This window comes from Janthinobacterium sp. PC23-8 (assembly GCF_002250505.1).
GTDB lineage: Bacteria > Pseudomonadota > Gammaproteobacteria > Burkholderiales > Burkholderiaceae_D > Janthinobacterium.
On record NZ_NJGY01000001.1, the window covers coordinates 1,526,860 to 1,540,448 of the forward strand.

15 protein-coding genes are annotated in these 13,589 nt (G+C 64.9%); 5 read left to right on the top strand and 10 right to left on the bottom strand.

What is annotated here, in order from left to right; genetic code table 11:
• Window positions 1–16: 16 nt before the first annotated feature.
• The 5 genes from CD932_RS06585 to CD932_RS06605 form a co-directional block, all read right to left on the bottom strand.
• Window positions 17–2,239, bottom strand: a complete 2,223-nt coding sequence (locus tag CD932_RS06585; RefSeq protein ID WP_094441932.1) for a methyl-accepting chemotaxis protein — start codon at window positions 2,237–2,239, stop codon at window positions 17–19.
• Entirely contained in the window at window positions 2,239–2,868 is a 630-nt protein-coding gene (locus CD932_RS06590) for a chemotaxis protein CheW (protein ID WP_094441933.1), read from the bottom strand. Before CD932_RS06590 ends, CD932_RS06585 begins: the two co-directional genes overlap by 1 nt.
• 3 nt (window positions 2,869–2,871) lie before the next feature.
• A complete protein-coding gene (locus CD932_RS06595) occupies window positions 2,872–3,237 on the bottom strand; it encodes a PleD family two-component system response regulator (protein WP_094441934.1) in 366 nt (121 codons plus the stop codon).
• A gap of 32 nt (window positions 3,238–3,269) precedes the next feature.
• Window positions 3,270–3,695, bottom strand: coding sequence for a response regulator (locus tag CD932_RS06600; RefSeq protein WP_254926488.1), 426 nt, complete (start codon window positions 3,693–3,695; stop codon window positions 3,270–3,272).
• Between the two features lie 110 nt (window positions 3,696–3,805).
• Window positions 3,806–3,958 carry a rubredoxin gene (locus tag CD932_RS06605; protein WP_094441936.1) on the bottom strand — a complete coding sequence of 51 codons (153 nt, stop codon included), beginning with the start codon at window positions 3,956–3,958 and terminating at the stop codon, window positions 3,806–3,808.
• A gap of 96 nt (window positions 3,959–4,054) precedes the next feature.
• Here CD932_RS06605 and CD932_RS06610 point away from each other — a divergent pair, with 96 nt between their 5' ends.
• From CD932_RS06610 to CD932_RS06620, 3 genes are all read left to right on the top strand, one after another.
• Window positions 4,055–4,915: a hydroxymethylpyrimidine/phosphomethylpyrimidine kinase gene (locus CD932_RS06610; RefSeq protein WP_094441937.1), complete on the top strand. Its 861-nt coding sequence runs from the start codon at window positions 4,055–4,057 to the stop codon at window positions 4,913–4,915.
• A gap of 42 nt (window positions 4,916–4,957) precedes the next feature.
• The gene (gene hemL, locus CD932_RS06615; protein WP_094441938.1) at window positions 4,958–6,244 is read left to right on the top strand and encodes a glutamate-1-semialdehyde 2,1-aminomutase; all 1,287 of its coding nucleotides are present in this window, start codon (window positions 4,958–4,960) and stop codon (window positions 6,242–6,244) included.
• A gap of 91 nt (window positions 6,245–6,335) precedes the next feature.
• Complete coding sequence (locus CD932_RS06620) at window positions 6,336–7,880, top strand: FGGY-family carbohydrate kinase (protein WP_094441939.1); 1,545 nt, start codon at window positions 6,336–6,338, stop codon at window positions 7,878–7,880.
• 1 nt (window position 7,881) lies between these two features.
• Here CD932_RS06620 and CD932_RS06625 read toward each other — a convergent pair whose 3' ends face one another.
• The 3 genes from CD932_RS06625 to CD932_RS06635 are packed head-to-tail and all read right to left on the bottom strand — an operon-like array spanning window position 7,882 to window position 9,800.
• A complete protein-coding gene (locus CD932_RS06625; RefSeq protein ID WP_094441940.1) occupies window positions 7,882–8,748 on the bottom strand; it encodes a hypothetical protein in 867 nt (288 codons plus the stop codon).
• 7 nt (window positions 8,749–8,755) lie between these two features.
• A complete protein-coding gene (locus CD932_RS06630; RefSeq protein WP_217907236.1) occupies window positions 8,756–9,445 on the bottom strand; it encodes a hypothetical protein in 690 nt (229 codons plus the stop codon).
• A gap of 13 nt (window positions 9,446–9,458) precedes the next feature.
• Window positions 9,459–9,800, bottom strand: coding sequence for a hypothetical protein (locus CD932_RS06635; protein ID WP_141213193.1), 342 nt, complete (start codon window positions 9,798–9,800; stop codon window positions 9,459–9,461).
• 462 nt (window positions 9,801–10,262) lie between these two features.
• Here CD932_RS06635 and CD932_RS06640 point away from each other — a divergent pair, with 462 nt between their 5' ends.
• Window positions 10,263–11,246 (top strand): helix-turn-helix transcriptional regulator, encoded by a 984-nt coding sequence (locus CD932_RS06640; protein WP_141213194.1) that lies wholly within the window; start codon window positions 10,263–10,265, stop codon window positions 11,244–11,246.
• Between the two features lie 27 nt (window positions 11,247–11,273).
• Here the strand turns inward: CD932_RS06640 and CD932_RS06645 are convergent, their stop codons facing one another.
• Window positions 11,274–11,990, bottom strand: coding sequence for an HAD-IA family hydrolase (locus CD932_RS06645; RefSeq protein WP_094441943.1), 717 nt, complete (start codon window positions 11,988–11,990; stop codon window positions 11,274–11,276).
• 138 nt (window positions 11,991–12,128) lie between these two features.
• Here CD932_RS06645 and CD932_RS06650 point away from each other — a divergent pair, with 138 nt between their 5' ends.
• Window positions 12,129–12,611 (top strand): nuclear transport factor 2 family protein, encoded by a 483-nt coding sequence (locus CD932_RS06650; protein WP_094441944.1) that lies wholly within the window; start codon window positions 12,129–12,131, stop codon window positions 12,609–12,611.
• Between the two features lie 48 nt (window positions 12,612–12,659).
• Here CD932_RS06650 and CD932_RS06655 read toward each other — a convergent pair whose 3' ends face one another.
• Complete coding sequence (locus CD932_RS06655; protein WP_094441945.1) at window positions 12,660–13,574, bottom strand: transporter; 915 nt, start codon at window positions 13,572–13,574, stop codon at window positions 12,660–12,662.
• Window positions 13,575–13,589: the final 15 nt, after the last annotated feature.

Here is a 13,589-nt window from a genome sequence, read left to right on the forward strand (position 1 = left end):
GTGCCGGGGTGCCGGCTCAGGCGGCGACACGGAAGCGTGACACCGAGTTTTTCAGCTCCTGCGCCAGCAGCGACAGTTTATGGATCGACTGCGCCGTTTGCTGCGTGCCATCCTGGGTCTGTTCCGTCACGCTCAGGATATGCTGGATATTGAGGGCCACGCCACTGGCCGAACCGGCTTGCGTGCCGGTAGCGAACGACATGCCCTGGATCAGTTCGGCCAGGTGTTTCGACACCTTGCTGATATCGTTCAGGGCGGCGCCGGCCGCGTCGGACAAATGCGCCCCTTCGACCACGCCCTGAGTCGATTTTTCCATCGCCCGCGTCGCATCCTGGGTATCGGCCTGGATGGTGCGCACCAGCGCGCCGATCTGCTTGGCCGCGCCGGCCGAACGCTCGGCCAGGCGCTGCACTTCCTCGGCCACCACCGAAAAGCCGCGCCCCGCCTCGCCCGCCGAGGCGGCCTGGATGGCGGCGTTCAGCGCCAGCACGTTGGTCTGCTCGGTGATGTCGGAAATGAGCTCGGTGATCTCGCCGATCTCCTGCGACGATTCCCCCAGGCGCTTGATGCGCTTGGAGGTATCCTGGATCTGGTCGCGGATTTCATGCATGCCCTTGATGGCGTTTTCCACTGCCGTCGAGCCTTGCAGGGCGGCCGCCACCGACTGGCGCGCCACGTCGGCCGAGACGCTGGCCGACTTCGATACTTCCGTGATCGCATTGGCCATTTTCACTACCGTGGCGCTGACGCCCTGGATTTCGCGCGACTGCTGCTGCGAGGCGATCAGCAGTTTGCTGGAAATGCTTTGCGCCTGGGTCGAGGCGCGGTTGACCTGTTCGGCCGTCGCCGTCACGCGTCCCACCAGGCCGCGCAATTCCTCGACTGTGTAGTTGACCGAATCGGCGATGGCGCCCGTGATGTCTTCCGACACCGTCGCCTGCACCGTCAGGTCGCCATCGGCCACCTTTTGCAGTTCGTTCATCAGGCGCAGGATCGCCGCCTGGTTCTGGTCGTTCTGCGCCTTGGCCGCTTCCTCCTTTTCCTGCGCCAGCAAGCGGCGGATCTCGGCCTCCTGGCGCCGCCGCTCGGCGTCGCGCGTGCGGTTGACCGAATCCTGCAGCAGCACCCGGCCCATGCCGGCGGCTGCCACCAGGGTCAGCAGCACGCCGCCCACCATCAGCCAGAAGGCCACGCCCAGGGTTTCCTGGTTCGCATGGTACAGCTGCTGCAGCAGGGTCAAGCGCTGGCGCAGGTCTTCGTTTTCGCTGAAGATCAGCCGCTCGGCGCTTTTCGCGGCGCTGAATTTGTCGAGGCCGTCGAGCAGCGACGAGACCAGCTTCTGGTAGGTATCGAAGCCGGCCTTGAGCGCCACCATCTGCTCGCGCAATTGCACATCGCGCGTGGGCGCCAGCTGCAAGGTGGCGCTGCCGTTGAGCAGGCCGTCGACGGCGGCGCGGAAATACGTGGTGTCGCGGCCCAGCGCAAACGCGGTTTCAGAGCTGATGCTGCCGGAACCGATAAAGCCGCTGGCGCTGCGGCTCATGCGCTGGGTCAGCATCATCAGCCGGCCGATCACGGCCAGCTCGCGCGCATTGCCGCCGCGCTGCACCTTGAGCGCCGCGATTTCCTCGGTCTGCGCCAGCAGCGCGGGCGTACGCGCATTCAACTGCTGCAAGGTCTGGTCGAACTGGCCCAGCTCTGCCTTCAGGCGCAAGATGGTGCCGGCGGCGCGATCGCTGCTGGCCCATTTTTTGCGCGCGTCGGCCACCGCCGCCAGCAGGCTGGCGCGCGACTCGCCGATATCGCGGCCGTGATAGGTGCCGCCGCGCACCATCAGACGAAAATCCTGGTTCAGCTCATTGCGGCTTTCTTCCAGCTGGCGAAACGCCTCGGGATTGCCCTGCACCGCGTTCGGCGCGGCCTTGCCCAGGCGCTGCGAATGCATCAGCGCGTCGCTGGCCAGCTGGGTCTGCGCCGAGGCGATATTGCCGCTCCTCGTATTGAGGGTGACGAACAGCAGGCTGGCGGCCAGGCTCAGCGCCAGCAAGGTGGTCAGCACCGACAGCTGTTTTTGCAGCGGCAGATGGCCGATCAGCGGCAGTTTCAGGTCGGCCGCCGGCGCGCTGGCCAGCGTCTTGCGCCGGCCCAGCGCATCGCGCAGGCGCAGCGGCAGATCGTCCGGCGAAACGGTAGCGGCCGGCAGGGCGCCGTCGGCCAGGATCGAAGAATGGTCGCCCATCAGCGCGGTTCCTTGTGTGTGTGAGCGAGGTGGGCGCCGACGACGGCACTGGCAAAGCCGGCATCGAGAAAGCGTTCGGCTTGCGCCAGCCGCGCCAGGTCCAGCCGCAGCCAGGACTGCTGTTCGCTGTCGCGCAACTCCTGCGCGGCCCAGGGCAAGCCGGGCAGTCCCGCCGGCGGCGCCATGGCCCGCATGCCGCGCTGCTGGCGCAGGCCCAGCACGCGCTCGACCAGCACCGCGCAATCGAGGCCCAGGCGCGGCGCAAAGGTCACCAGGCGGCTCTCGCCCTGCATGCCGCACGCCGGCTGGCCCATGTAGCGCGCCAGGTCGATGATGGCCGTCAGGCGACCGCGCATGGCCGCCAGGCCCAGGTACCAGTCCTGCGCCAGCGGCACGCTTTGTACCTGCAGGCCCGCCGGGATCACGATCTCGCCCAGCTGCGTCAGGTCGAGCAGGCAGTGCCGTCCGCCCAGCAGCACGCCCAGGTCCTTGCGCCCGGCCAGTGCGCCGCTGCGCGCAGCCTGCACCCGTTCGTGCAGCTGCAGCTGATACTGGCGCAAACGCCCGTGCCGCGCACCGACGTCAACAGGCGGCGATCCGGAGGCGCTGATGCCGGGCGTGATCCGCATGGGTCAGGACAGCGCCGCGATCTTGGCCAGCAGGTCCGCTTCGACCACCGGCTTGACCAGATAGTCGCGCGCACCCTGGCGCAGGCCCCAGATGCGGTCCGTCTCCTGGCTCTTGCTGGAACAGATAATCACCGGCACATGCGCCAGCTCGGGGTCGCGCGCGATGGCGCGCGTGATCTGGAAGCCATTTGCGCCCGGCATCACCACGTCCATCAGGATCAGATCGGGCCTGTCCTGTTTGAGCTTGGCCAGCGCATCGGCGCCGTCTTCGGCGGTGGCGACGGCGTAACCGGCGCGCACCAGCATCTCGCTCAGGTAATAGCGTTCCGTCGGCGAGTCATCGACGATCAGAATTGTATGTATGGACATCAGCTTCCTTGCTGCATTGGTTAATAACGGCGCTATCGCGGCAACGCGCCAGCCGCCAGGTGATGGCGCACGGCCGCCAGCAGCGCCTCGCGCGCCAGCGGCTTGGCCAGGCTGCCGCTGGCGCCGGCCAGGCTGCCGCGCGCGCGGTCGAACAGGCCCTCTTTCGATGACAGCATCAGCACCGGCGTGGCGCGAAAACCGGCGCTGGCGCGTATCAGCGCACAAGTGCGGTAGCCGTCGAGGCGCGGCATCACCACGTCGCACAGCACCAGCATGGGCCGGCAGTCGCCCAGCTTGGCCAGCGCCTCGAAGCCGTCTTCGGCCAGCACCACCCGGTAGCCGGCGTCATGCAGGTAGCCGGCCACGCAAGTACGCATGGTGGCGCTGTCGTCGATCACCAGGATGGTGACATCGCTGGCGTCGGCGTCGGCGCTGGCGTCGGATAAGGGACTGCTCACGGCCGGTTCAGTTTGATCATCAGGCAATTCTTCACACCATAGCATAGGCGGTGGCAAGCTGCCGCGCCGCAGCAGCCCTGGCACCAGGCTGGTCTATCGTATAAAATTATTCAAATAGCCACCATCTCGAAATCGTCCTTGCGCGCGCCGCATTCCGGGCAGGTCCAGTTCATCGGCACGTCCACCCAACGCGTGCCCGGAGCGATGTCTTCGTCTGGCAGGCCGGCCGCTTCATCATAAACCCAGCCGCAAATAAGACACATCCACGTTTGGAATTGCTGCGTTGTTTCGTTGCTACTCACGTTCCGCCACCCTTCAATCAAGTAAAATGCTGAATTAGGTATCTTAATCTACCCGCCGTGCAAAACCAAACTTCTCCCCTCATATTAAGCTTCGGCGTGTCCGATCCCGTCGGTGCAATCGGCATCCAGGCCGATCTGGCCACTTTTGCATCGTTCGGCTGCCATGGACTGTCCGTCACCACGGGCCTGTTGATCAGCGATACGGCCCGCGTCGAAGACGTGCAGGCGGTCGATCCGGACTGGGTCTCCGACCAGGCCCGCGTGCTGCTCGAAGACATGTCGGTGGCCGCCATCAAGATCGGCGCGCTGGGCAGCGTGGAAAACGTCACGGCGATCGCCGAAATCGTTTCCGACTACCCCAACGTGCCGCTGATCCTCGACCCCTTCATTTCGGCGCTGCCGGAACAGGGCATGGACGACGAAGACATCCTGACCGCCGTGCGCCAGCTCCTGATCCCGCAAACGACCTTGCTGGTGCTCTCGCCGGTGGAACTGGAACGCCTCGCCGAAACCTGGCGCGATGCCGACCCGTCCGACACCTTGCAAAACGACGTCGACTACCTGGTCGCTTTGGGCTGCGAATATGTGCTGGTGACCTGCATGCAGGCCGACGCCAGCAAGAGCGGCGCCGGCGAAGGCAAGCTGCGCGCCAACACCCTGTTCGGCGAAGACGGCGTGGTGCGCCACGATGTATGGCGCCACCTGCCCGGCATCTTCAACGGCGCCGGCAGCACCCTGTCGGCAGCCGCCACGGCGCTGCTGGCGCTGGATCAGGGCGGGGGCGGCGGCGATGTCGACAACGACGTGCAGCAAGCCGTGGTGGCGGCCCAGGAATACACGGCCGGCGCACTCACGCATGCGCGGCGCTTCGGCATGGGCAAGCTGGTGCCGAACCGCCTGTTCAGGGCAGGTACCTGACGTTCCCCATACCCATACTTACAACATCTCCAAGGCACTCTCATGACGACTTCGCAAAACGACACCCTGTTCGCCCGCGCCCAGAAAACCACGCCGGGCGGCGTCAATTCGCCGGTGCGCGCCTTCCGCTCGGTGGGCGGCACGCCGCGCTTCATCACGCGCGCCGAAGGCCCGTATTTCTGGGATGCCGACGGCAAGCGCTATATCGACTATATCGGCTCCTGGGGCCCGGCCATCGTTGGCCACGCCCATCCCGACGTGGTGAAAGCGGTGCAGGACGCGGCCGCGCTGGGCCTGTCGTTCGGCGCGCCGACCGAAGGCGAAGTGCTGATGGCCGAGGAAATCACGCGCCTGGTGCCGTCGATCGAACAGGTACGCCTGGTTTCGTCAGGCACGGAAGCGACCATGAGCGCACTGCGCCTGGCGCGCGGCGCCACCGGACGCGACAAGATCGTCAAGTTCGAAGGCTGCTACCACGGCCACGCCGATTCCCTGCTGGTGAAAGCCGGCAGCGGCCTGCTCACCTTCGGCAACCCGACTTCGGCCGGCGTGCCGGAAGATTTTGTCAAGCACACCCTGGTTCTTGATTACAACAACGTCGAGCAACTGAAAGACGCCTTCGACAGTTTCGGCGCCGAGATCGCCTGCGTGATCGTCGAACCGGTGGCCGGCAACATGAACCTGGTCAAAGCCACGCCCGAGTTCCTGCAGGCGATGCGCGAGCTGTGCACGCAGCACGGCGCGCTGCTCATTTTCGATGAAGTCATGTGCGGTTTCCGCGTGGCGCTGGGCGGCGCGCAGGCGCTGTACGACATCAAGCCGGACCTGACCGCCCTGGGCAAGGTGATCGGCGGCGGCATGCCGGTGGCAGCCTTTGGCGGCAGCGCCGCGCTGATGCACCATATGGCGCCGTTGGGCGCCGTCTACCAGGCCGGCACCCTGTCGGGCAATCCGGTGGCGGTGGCCGCCGGCATGACGACATTGAAACTGATCCAGCAGCCGGGCTTTTATGAACAGCTGGGCGCCACCGCACGACGCCTGGCCGATGGTTTGACGGCGGCGGCGAAAGAAGCCGGCGTGGAGTTCTGCGCCGACGCCATCGGCGGCATGTTCGGCATTTATTTCAGCGCCACGCCGCCGACCAGCTATGCCGAAATGATGGCGGGCGACCGCAGCAAGTTCAACGCCTTCTTCCACGCCATGCTGGACGAAGGCGTGTATTTCGCGCCGGCCGCGTTTGAAGCGGGTTTTGTCTCGGCCCGGCACGACGACGCCGTGATCGACGCCACCATCGCGGCGGCACGCAAGGTGTTTGCACAATTGAAATAAGCGTTTCTGCGGCGGCCATCCTGGCCGCCGCGCGCCCCTCCCCATGGTCGTCGCTCTCCTGCTATATTCACGCTATAAAAAAGGAGACTGCATGGACTATGTCATCGGTGTCGATATCGGCACGCAAAGCACCAAAGCCTTATTGGTCAACAGCACGGGCGCCATCATCGCCCAGCACACGCACAGCTACCAGGTCGACACACCCAAGCCCCTGTGGGCCGAGCAGTGGCCGGCCGTCTGGCATGAGGCCGTTCTCGCCTGCATCGGCCAGGTGGTGCAACAAAGCGGCGTGCCGGCGGCAAGCATCAAGGCCGTTTGCGTCAGCAGCCTGTACGGTGGCTCGGGCATCCCCGTCGACGCGGCCATGCAGCCGCTGCACCCTTGCCTGATCTGGATGGACCGCCGCGCCACTGCCGAGGTGGAATGGGTCAATCAGCATATCGATCTGGAACGGTTGCACGCCATTACCGGCAATGGCGTCGACAGTTATTACGGCTATACCAAGATGCTGTGGCTGAAAAACCAGCAGAGCGCCATCTGGGCACGCACGCGCTACCTGCTGCCGCCGAACAGCTATATCAACTACCTGCTGTGCGGCGAGGTGGCGGTCGACCATAGTTCGGCCGGCAATATCGGCGGCGTGTACGACATGGCCGCGCGCGGCTGGTCCCATGACATGCTGGCCGCGCTGGGTATCCCGGCGCGCATGATGCCAGAACGCCTGCTCGACTCATCCGAAGTGGTCGGCCCCCTGCTGCCGCAAGTGGCCGAGCAACTGGGCCTGCTGGCCGGCACGCCGGTGGTGGCCGGCGGCGTCGATGCGGCCGTCGCCACGCTGGCGGCGGGCGTCAGCCGCGCCGGCCAGCATGTGGCCATGATCGGCACCAGCATGTGCTGGGGCACCATCCGCCAGCAGGCCGACGCCCGCCATGGCCTGATCAGCATGCCGCATGTGTTCAACAGCCAGCACGATCTGTATGTGTTTGGCGGCGCGATCACGGCCGGCGCTTCGGTCAGCTGGTTTCGCGACGCCTTCTGCCAGGCCGATATCGACGAAGCCAGGCGGCAAGGTTACGGCGACGTCCACCAACTGATGGAAGAAAACGCCGCCAAGGTGCCGGCCGGCGCCGACGGCGTGCTGTTCCTGCCCTATCTGATGGGCGAGCGCAGCCCGATCTGGGACGCCAAAGCCAGCGGCGCGTTCCTCGGCCTGAACCTGTACCACGGCCGCGCCCATTTGTACCGCGCCGTGCTGGAGGGCGTGAGCTTTGCGCTGAAACACAATATCGACGCCGGCAGCCAGGGCGCGGCCACGCTGGACGACAAGCTGATCGTCGTCGGCGGCGCCGCGCATTCGCCATTGTGGATGCAGATCATTGCCGACGTCACCGGCTACCAGGTGTATACCATCGCCGAAAATGTCGAGGCGGCCCTGGGCGCGGCCTTGCTGGCGGCGCTGGGCACGGGATTGATCTCGCGCGAGACGGCGCAGCAGGGCTGGGTCACGCTGGTGCCGCGCAGCACGCCTCAGGCCGCCGCCAGCACCGCCTACCGGCGCGCGTTCGGCCTGTATCGCGATGCGTATCCGGCCTTGCAATCGCTGATGCACCGTTTGCAGCCGGACGGGCAGCCGTAGCTCATCGCGCGTCGGCACAGGCCGGCTCCGCTGCCGGCTGGGAGACGGGCACCGACATCAGCCAGCCGCGCAAGTTGCTGATCAGCGCGCGTCCGCACTGTTCGGACAGCACCTGGGCGCGCTCGGCGGCTTGCTTGCGGCCTTCCTGATAGCGCACCGTCCTGAAAGGACCCAGGTCGGCGGGCGCGTCGCCGCCGCGGTAGGCCTGTTGCAATGCGATCTCGAGCGACAGCGCCAGCAGGGCGGCGCTCTCGTCGCGCAGCGGGCGGCCCTGCTGCGCATTCCAGTAAGCCTCCAGGTCGGCCTGCGTGCTGGCGCGCGAGACCACGCGCACGGTATGACGATAGGCAGCTTGTTGCGGCGCGCCCGGCGCATGCACGGCGATCGCGTTATCGAGCACCAGCGCGCTCTGGTCCTGGGTCATGGCGAACAGCGGCGTACTTTCAACGATCCAGCCCGACTCGTCGTGGTCGAGGAAGGCGATCAGGCGCGGCGTGCTGCCCGGCGCCATGCGCGCCAGCGCCTGCGCCATCAAGCTGTCCTGGCGCAGGGCATCGAGTACCGGCAGGTAAGGCAGGAGCACCTTGTCCGCCGCCAGCTCGATCTCGTTTTTTTGCTTTTCCAGGCCGCTATTGATCACCAGGCTGTGGGCCGCGAGCGCCGCCGCGAAGCCGGCGATGCCCGGCATCATGTAGGTGGTATTGCCCGCACCCTTGCCTGCCTTGTCGAAATTGGCCAGGCCGCGAAAGGCCACTGCCTGCTGCTGCGGCAGACGCAGGGACCAGGCGGCAGGCAGCGTCTGCTGCTGGGCCAGCGCGCCGGCGCACAAGGACCAGGCCAGCGCGGCAAGCGCGGCGGTTTTCAGCATCGCCATCTCAATACAAGGGCTTGCGCAAGGCATCGCGCGCACCTTCGATGGCCTGGAAATAGGCATTGCTCAAACCGGGATAATCGGGCGCTTCGTCCCAATTGCCGGTAGCGCTCCTGAGCTGGCGCAGCGCCCGGTACCAGTCATACGCATGGTCTTCCAGGTTGACGATATAGGCGGCGCCGGCCACCAGGCCCTGCGGGTCGCCGGTCGGGATATAGCTGTTGTAGTTACGATTGACGCCGATCTTGGTCAGATGAATCACCAGCAGCTTGTCGAGCCGGTATTGCCGGCCCAACGCCGCAAAATCCTTTTTGGCGCCATTCGGCTTGCTGTCCTGGCGCTCGGGCAAGGCATCGATATCGAGCGGCTCGGCGATGACGATCACCTCATGACCTTTTTTGCGCAGCAGCGCGGCGAGGTCGTCCTTGATGCTCGGCAGGTCATCGGTCGGCAAGGTGCGCACATGCGCCGTCAGCGCCGTATTGGAAACGGTCACGGCGGCGATGCACAGCAGGCAGCCGGCGCCAGGAAAGTGGGTATCGGCTTTCGGCACGGTGCTCATGGCCACGCCGATGCGCACCGGGCGGGCCGACAAGGCGCCGACCGACAGCGGCACGGCTGCCTGTTTTGGCGCCGCGCAGGCGCCAAGCAGCGCGGCGCAGCACAAGGCGATCAGGATCGCGCGCGTTGCCATGACTGGCCTGCGCCTAGTGATGAACAGCCGAATGGCTGGTCGACGAACCGGAACCACCCGAACTGGCCACGCCGATGGCGATGGCAACGGCGGTGCCGATGCCGACCAGCATCGTCGTGCTGATGCCCGTCGTGGCGACAGCGCCAGCCGACGTCGCCGCAGGCGATTTTTTGGCCGAATTTTTCAGGCCGATCACTGTCTGGTCATCGTCCTTTTCCTCTTCGTCGGCGCTATTGTCCGGCGCCGGCGCGGGCGCGGACGTCACTGCAGGTACGGGGACGGGAGCCGAAGTCTGCGCCAGCGCATGCAAGGGCATGGTGGCCAGCAACGCCGTCAGTAATAAAGCACTTTTCATGACATAACTCCTAATATGAACCTGATAATTTTTTAATCGGATGACAACGAAGTTATTCGTATCAAAATCTCGTCACTGCCCAGTCCCCATGATAGCGACAAAAAAATCATCTATTTTTGCTTTAAGTGAGCAGATTCTCATCAAATTGCCTCTTTTCCAAGCAGAATTTCGCTATCGACAGCCTCTGTTCATGGTGGCTGAATAGTTGCCACTATTACATCATAAATTAACTGGTTTGCCTATCCCCCATTTGTGGGAAAAATGGAAATATTTGTTACCTGAAACAACCATTTGCGCCTCTTTTCGGCAGAGCAACTTCACATCGAGGAGAGGCGTGATATGGGTACGCGTGCTATGCGCCAGCGTTTATGCAACAACAACGCCGCCGCCATGAGCCATTCTTCTTGGAAATTCATTGCCGCTGGTTTAGAGTGGTCCGGCGATCCAACCGTCCCTCTTACCATGCGCCCAGGCCTGCTCCCGGAATACAGCAATCTGCTGCTCACGCTCTACCGCTTGGCCCAGCAATGCCCGGTCCATCAATTCCAGGACGCGGCGCTGACACTGCTCAAAACCTGCCTGGCCTTTGACTCCTCGATGTGGGGCACCGCCACCATGCTCGACGGTGGCATCGACATCCACAGCATCCACCTGCACAATTCCTCGCCGGCGATGCTGGAGGCCTACGAAAAAGTGAAGCACTGCGACACCGCTGCCGTGCAAGTGACGGCGCAGCCGACCATGACCATCGGCTTTCGGGTCGAGGATTTCCCCGGGGAACACAACGCGGCGTTCCGGCAGTTTCTGCACGACTTTGGCCACGTCAACATGCTGATCACCTCGGACATCCATCCCGGCACCCGGTTCGTGCAGTGGGTGTCGCTGTACCGCGCCGAATTGGCGGCGCGCTGTCTGCAACCGGAGATCGACCTGCTGGCCTGCCTGGCGCCGCACCTGATGCAGGCGCTGGCCATCAACCGCCTGGTACACCTGGACCGTCTGAGCCATGACACGGTGCGCGCCAAATGGTCGGTCGCGATCGCTGACCTGCGCGGTGTGCTCTACCATGCCGACGAACGCTTCAAAGCGTTGGTGTTTGCTGCCTGGCGCACCGACGATCCGCAGCACTTGCCGCCGGCGCTGCTGAAGCAACTGGTCAGCCAGCAGGACCTGCCGCATGTGGCCGCCGGCGGCGTCATCGTGCAGGGCCAGCGCGATCAGGGCTTGCTGTTTTTAAAGGCGCGCGCCAGCGAAACGGTGGACACGCTGAGCGAGCGCGAATTCCTGGTGGCCAAGCTCATCGCCCACGGCCTGACGCAAAAACAGGTGGCCACCCAGCTCAACCGCTCGCCGGAAACCATCCGCAGCCAGATCAAGGCCATCTTCAACAAGCTGGACATCAATAACGTCGCGCTGCTGGGGGCGTTGCTGGCGGTGCGGGAATAAGCACCGGCCTGCGCGGTATGCCGCAACTCAAGCCGCCGCACGCTGCATCAAGCTGGCGACCAGCGCCGGCAAGCTGGCCATGTCGCTGAACACATGGGCAGCGCCAGCGGCCTTCAGCCGCGCTTCCTGTCCTTCGGCGATATGCCCGCCGCCGATAAAACCGAGCACCGTCATGCCGGCGGCAGCAGCGGCGGTCACGCCCGTGACGCTGTCTTCCAGCACCAGGCACTGGCCTGGCGGCACGCCGAAGCCGGCGGCAGCGGCCAGGTACAGGCCCGGATGCGGCTTGGCGTGGCCGACCAGGTCGGGCGTAAAGTAACGCCCGCCAAACAGCTCCACCATGCCGGTGCGGGTGAGCGCGGCGTGCACGCGCGCGCTGACGCTGTTCGAGGCGACCGCTTTCGGCAGATCGATGGCGGCCAGCGCCTGCGCCACGCCGGGCACGGCGCTCAATTGTTCGTCGCAGCGCAGGTTGACGGCGTGGGCAATGTCCAGCAGTTCGTCGTCGGCTACCTGCGGCAAGCCCAGTTCGGCATAGATAGCGCGCATCAGCGGCACCAGGCGCAGGCCCAGGCGCGGTTCGATCAGGCCTCGCAGGGTCACGCCCGCAGGCAAATTCGCCAGGCGCGGCGCCAGCAGGTCGAGCAGCGCCTGCAGGGCCACGGCTTCGCTGTCGATCAGGACGCCATCGCAGTCGCTGATCAAGTGGGTGTAGGAGAAATGCTTGGTAACGGTGTCCGGCATGCAGGCTCCAGTAAGGGCGCCATCGTCTGGCAATGGGGTGGATGGGATAGCAAGCAAGTTGTTGCTTTTATTTAAAGTTCAAAGGCATACTTCAGCTTGTTCTGATCGCGTGCATCAGACCCAACCGGAAGCCATGCCATGAAACACAACAGCTTGCACGACCCCCGATTATCCCTGATTTCCCTTGTTGCCGCGTTTGCGTGCGCTACTACCATCGCGCTGCCCGCGCTGGCGGACGACTCGGCCGACGTGCTGAACCTGGTGCGCCAGCACGTGGCGGCGCAGACCGGGTTCGACGTGCCCAGGCTGGCGGCGCTGACGACCGACAATTACGTGGAAGTGTCACCGATGGGCGAAGTCGACACGCGCGAAAAAATGCTGGCCTTCTATGCGCCGGAAAAGAAAACGGCCACGCCCGTGATCACGGTCGAGGAGCCGCTGGTGCGCGTGACCGGCGGCACGGCCGTCCTGATCGGCAAGCTGGCGATCTCGGTCTACGCTGGCGGACAACAACGCCAGATGGCCATGCGCGCCAGCTATGTGGCGCTCAAGCAGGCGGACGGCTGGAAGCTGATGTCGGCGCAGTACACGGGGATTGCACCGAAACGCCCGGCGCAATAACGGTACTCATGAACGAAATCAGCGTGGCCGCCAGCGTGCGCCTGGCGGTCAGAACAACTTGGCCAGCCTGAAATTGACGCGCTGCTTTTCCTTCGGGCCGCTGTCAACGGCCAGGTCCCTGCCGTATTGAAGCTGCACCTGGACGGTCGGACCGATGAAGCTTGTCGCGGTCAGGCGCGCGTAGCGCGTGTCGAGGCGGTCGCCCTGGTGCGCGCCATCGACCAAGCTCCCGGCGCCGCTGATCCGACCAACCCCGGCCGACAAAGCGGTGGCCGGCGTCAGGTTGTAACGCAGATGGGCCTGGACTTCATAGCGTCGTTCCTGGCGCAGCGTGGCGCGGGCGGCGGTGTAAGCGGTGTTCTTGCCATGCACGGTGACGTCGCCGACCAGGTCCAGCGCCCAGTGCGCGTTGAAATGCCGGATGTAGGCCAATTGCAGCAAGCCCTTCCAGCGATGCTCCCCCAGGCTCAACGCGCGGCCGCTGTCGTAGTTTCCGGTCGGCATGTAAAGATAGGGCCCGATGCTGATCACGTCCCGCGTGCGTCCATCGAGAATGAACTTGAGCGGTGCACCGAGAATCAGGTCACCGACGCCGCTGGCAGTTCGCAGCGCGGCGGCGTCGCCCCCGGTGCGCAGGCGCCCGGCCGGCACGATGACTTGCGGATCGACCACCAGGTTGTCAGACAGTCCCACCACGTGGATATAGCGCGCCAGGGCAACGTTGCTGTCAAGCCCGAAGTTGCCCGAAATCTTGTTGCCGTTGGCATACAGGCTGCCACGCGTGGCGTACTGGTAGTACAGCATGGCAATATTGCTGCCAGCAGGGAAAGCCTCGTAATCGCCAGCCGTCACTTCCAGCGCGCTGGCGACCGGCGCCAGCAGCAGCCACGCGGACAGCCCGGCACAGAAGGGGGCGCCGGCCACGCGGCGCGGCTGGCGAAACCGATGATGTTGCTTGAGCATGATATTTCCTTGTAT

Bases quoted from the DNA above. Each gene is read 5' to 3' on its own strand.
- CD932_RS06620 (WP_094441939.1), top strand. From the start codon at position 6,336: ATGGACTATGTCATCGGTGTCGATATCGGCACGCAAAGCACCAAAGCC.
- CD932_RS06585 (WP_094441932.1), bottom strand. From the start codon at position 2,239: ATGGGCGACCATTCTTCGATCCTGGCCGACGGCGCCCTGCCGGCCGCT.
- CD932_RS06595 (WP_094441934.1), bottom strand. From the start codon at position 3,237: ATGTCCATACATACAATTCTGATCGTCGATGACTCGCCGACGGAACGC.
- CD932_RS06605 (WP_094441936.1), bottom strand. From the start codon at position 3,958: ATGTGTCTTATTTGCGGCTGGGTTTATGATGAAGCGGCCGGCCTGCCA.
- CD932_RS06630 (WP_217907236.1), bottom strand. From the start codon at position 9,445: ATGGCAACGCGCGCGATCCTGATCGCCTTGTGCTGCGCCGCGCTGCTT.
- CD932_RS06590 (WP_094441933.1), bottom strand. From the start codon at position 2,868: ATGCGGATCACGCCCGGCATCAGCGCCTCCGGATCGCCGCCTGTTGAC.
- CD932_RS06625 (WP_094441940.1), bottom strand. From the start codon at position 8,748: ATGCTGAAAACCGCCGCGCTTGCCGCGCTGGCCTGGTCCTTGTGCGCC.
- CD932_RS06640 (WP_141213194.1), top strand. From the start codon at position 10,263: ATGCGCCCAGGCCTGCTCCCGGAATACAGCAATCTGCTGCTCACGCTC.
- CD932_RS06645 (WP_094441943.1), bottom strand. From the start codon at position 11,990: ATGCCGGACACCGTTACCAAGCATTTCTCCTACACCCACTTGATCAGC.
- CD932_RS06655 (WP_094441945.1), bottom strand. From the start codon at position 13,574: ATGCTCAAGCAACATCATCGGTTTCGCCAGCCGCGCCGCGTGGCCGGC.
- CD932_RS06635 (WP_141213193.1), bottom strand. From the start codon at position 9,800: ATGAAAAGTGCTTTATTACTGACGGCGTTGCTGGCCACCATGCCCTTG.
- hemL (WP_094441938.1), top strand. From the start codon at position 4,958: ATGACGACTTCGCAAAACGACACCCTGTTCGCCCGCGCCCAGAAAACC.
- CD932_RS06650 (WP_094441944.1), top strand. From the start codon at position 12,129: ATGAAACACAACAGCTTGCACGACCCCCGATTATCCCTGATTTCCCTT.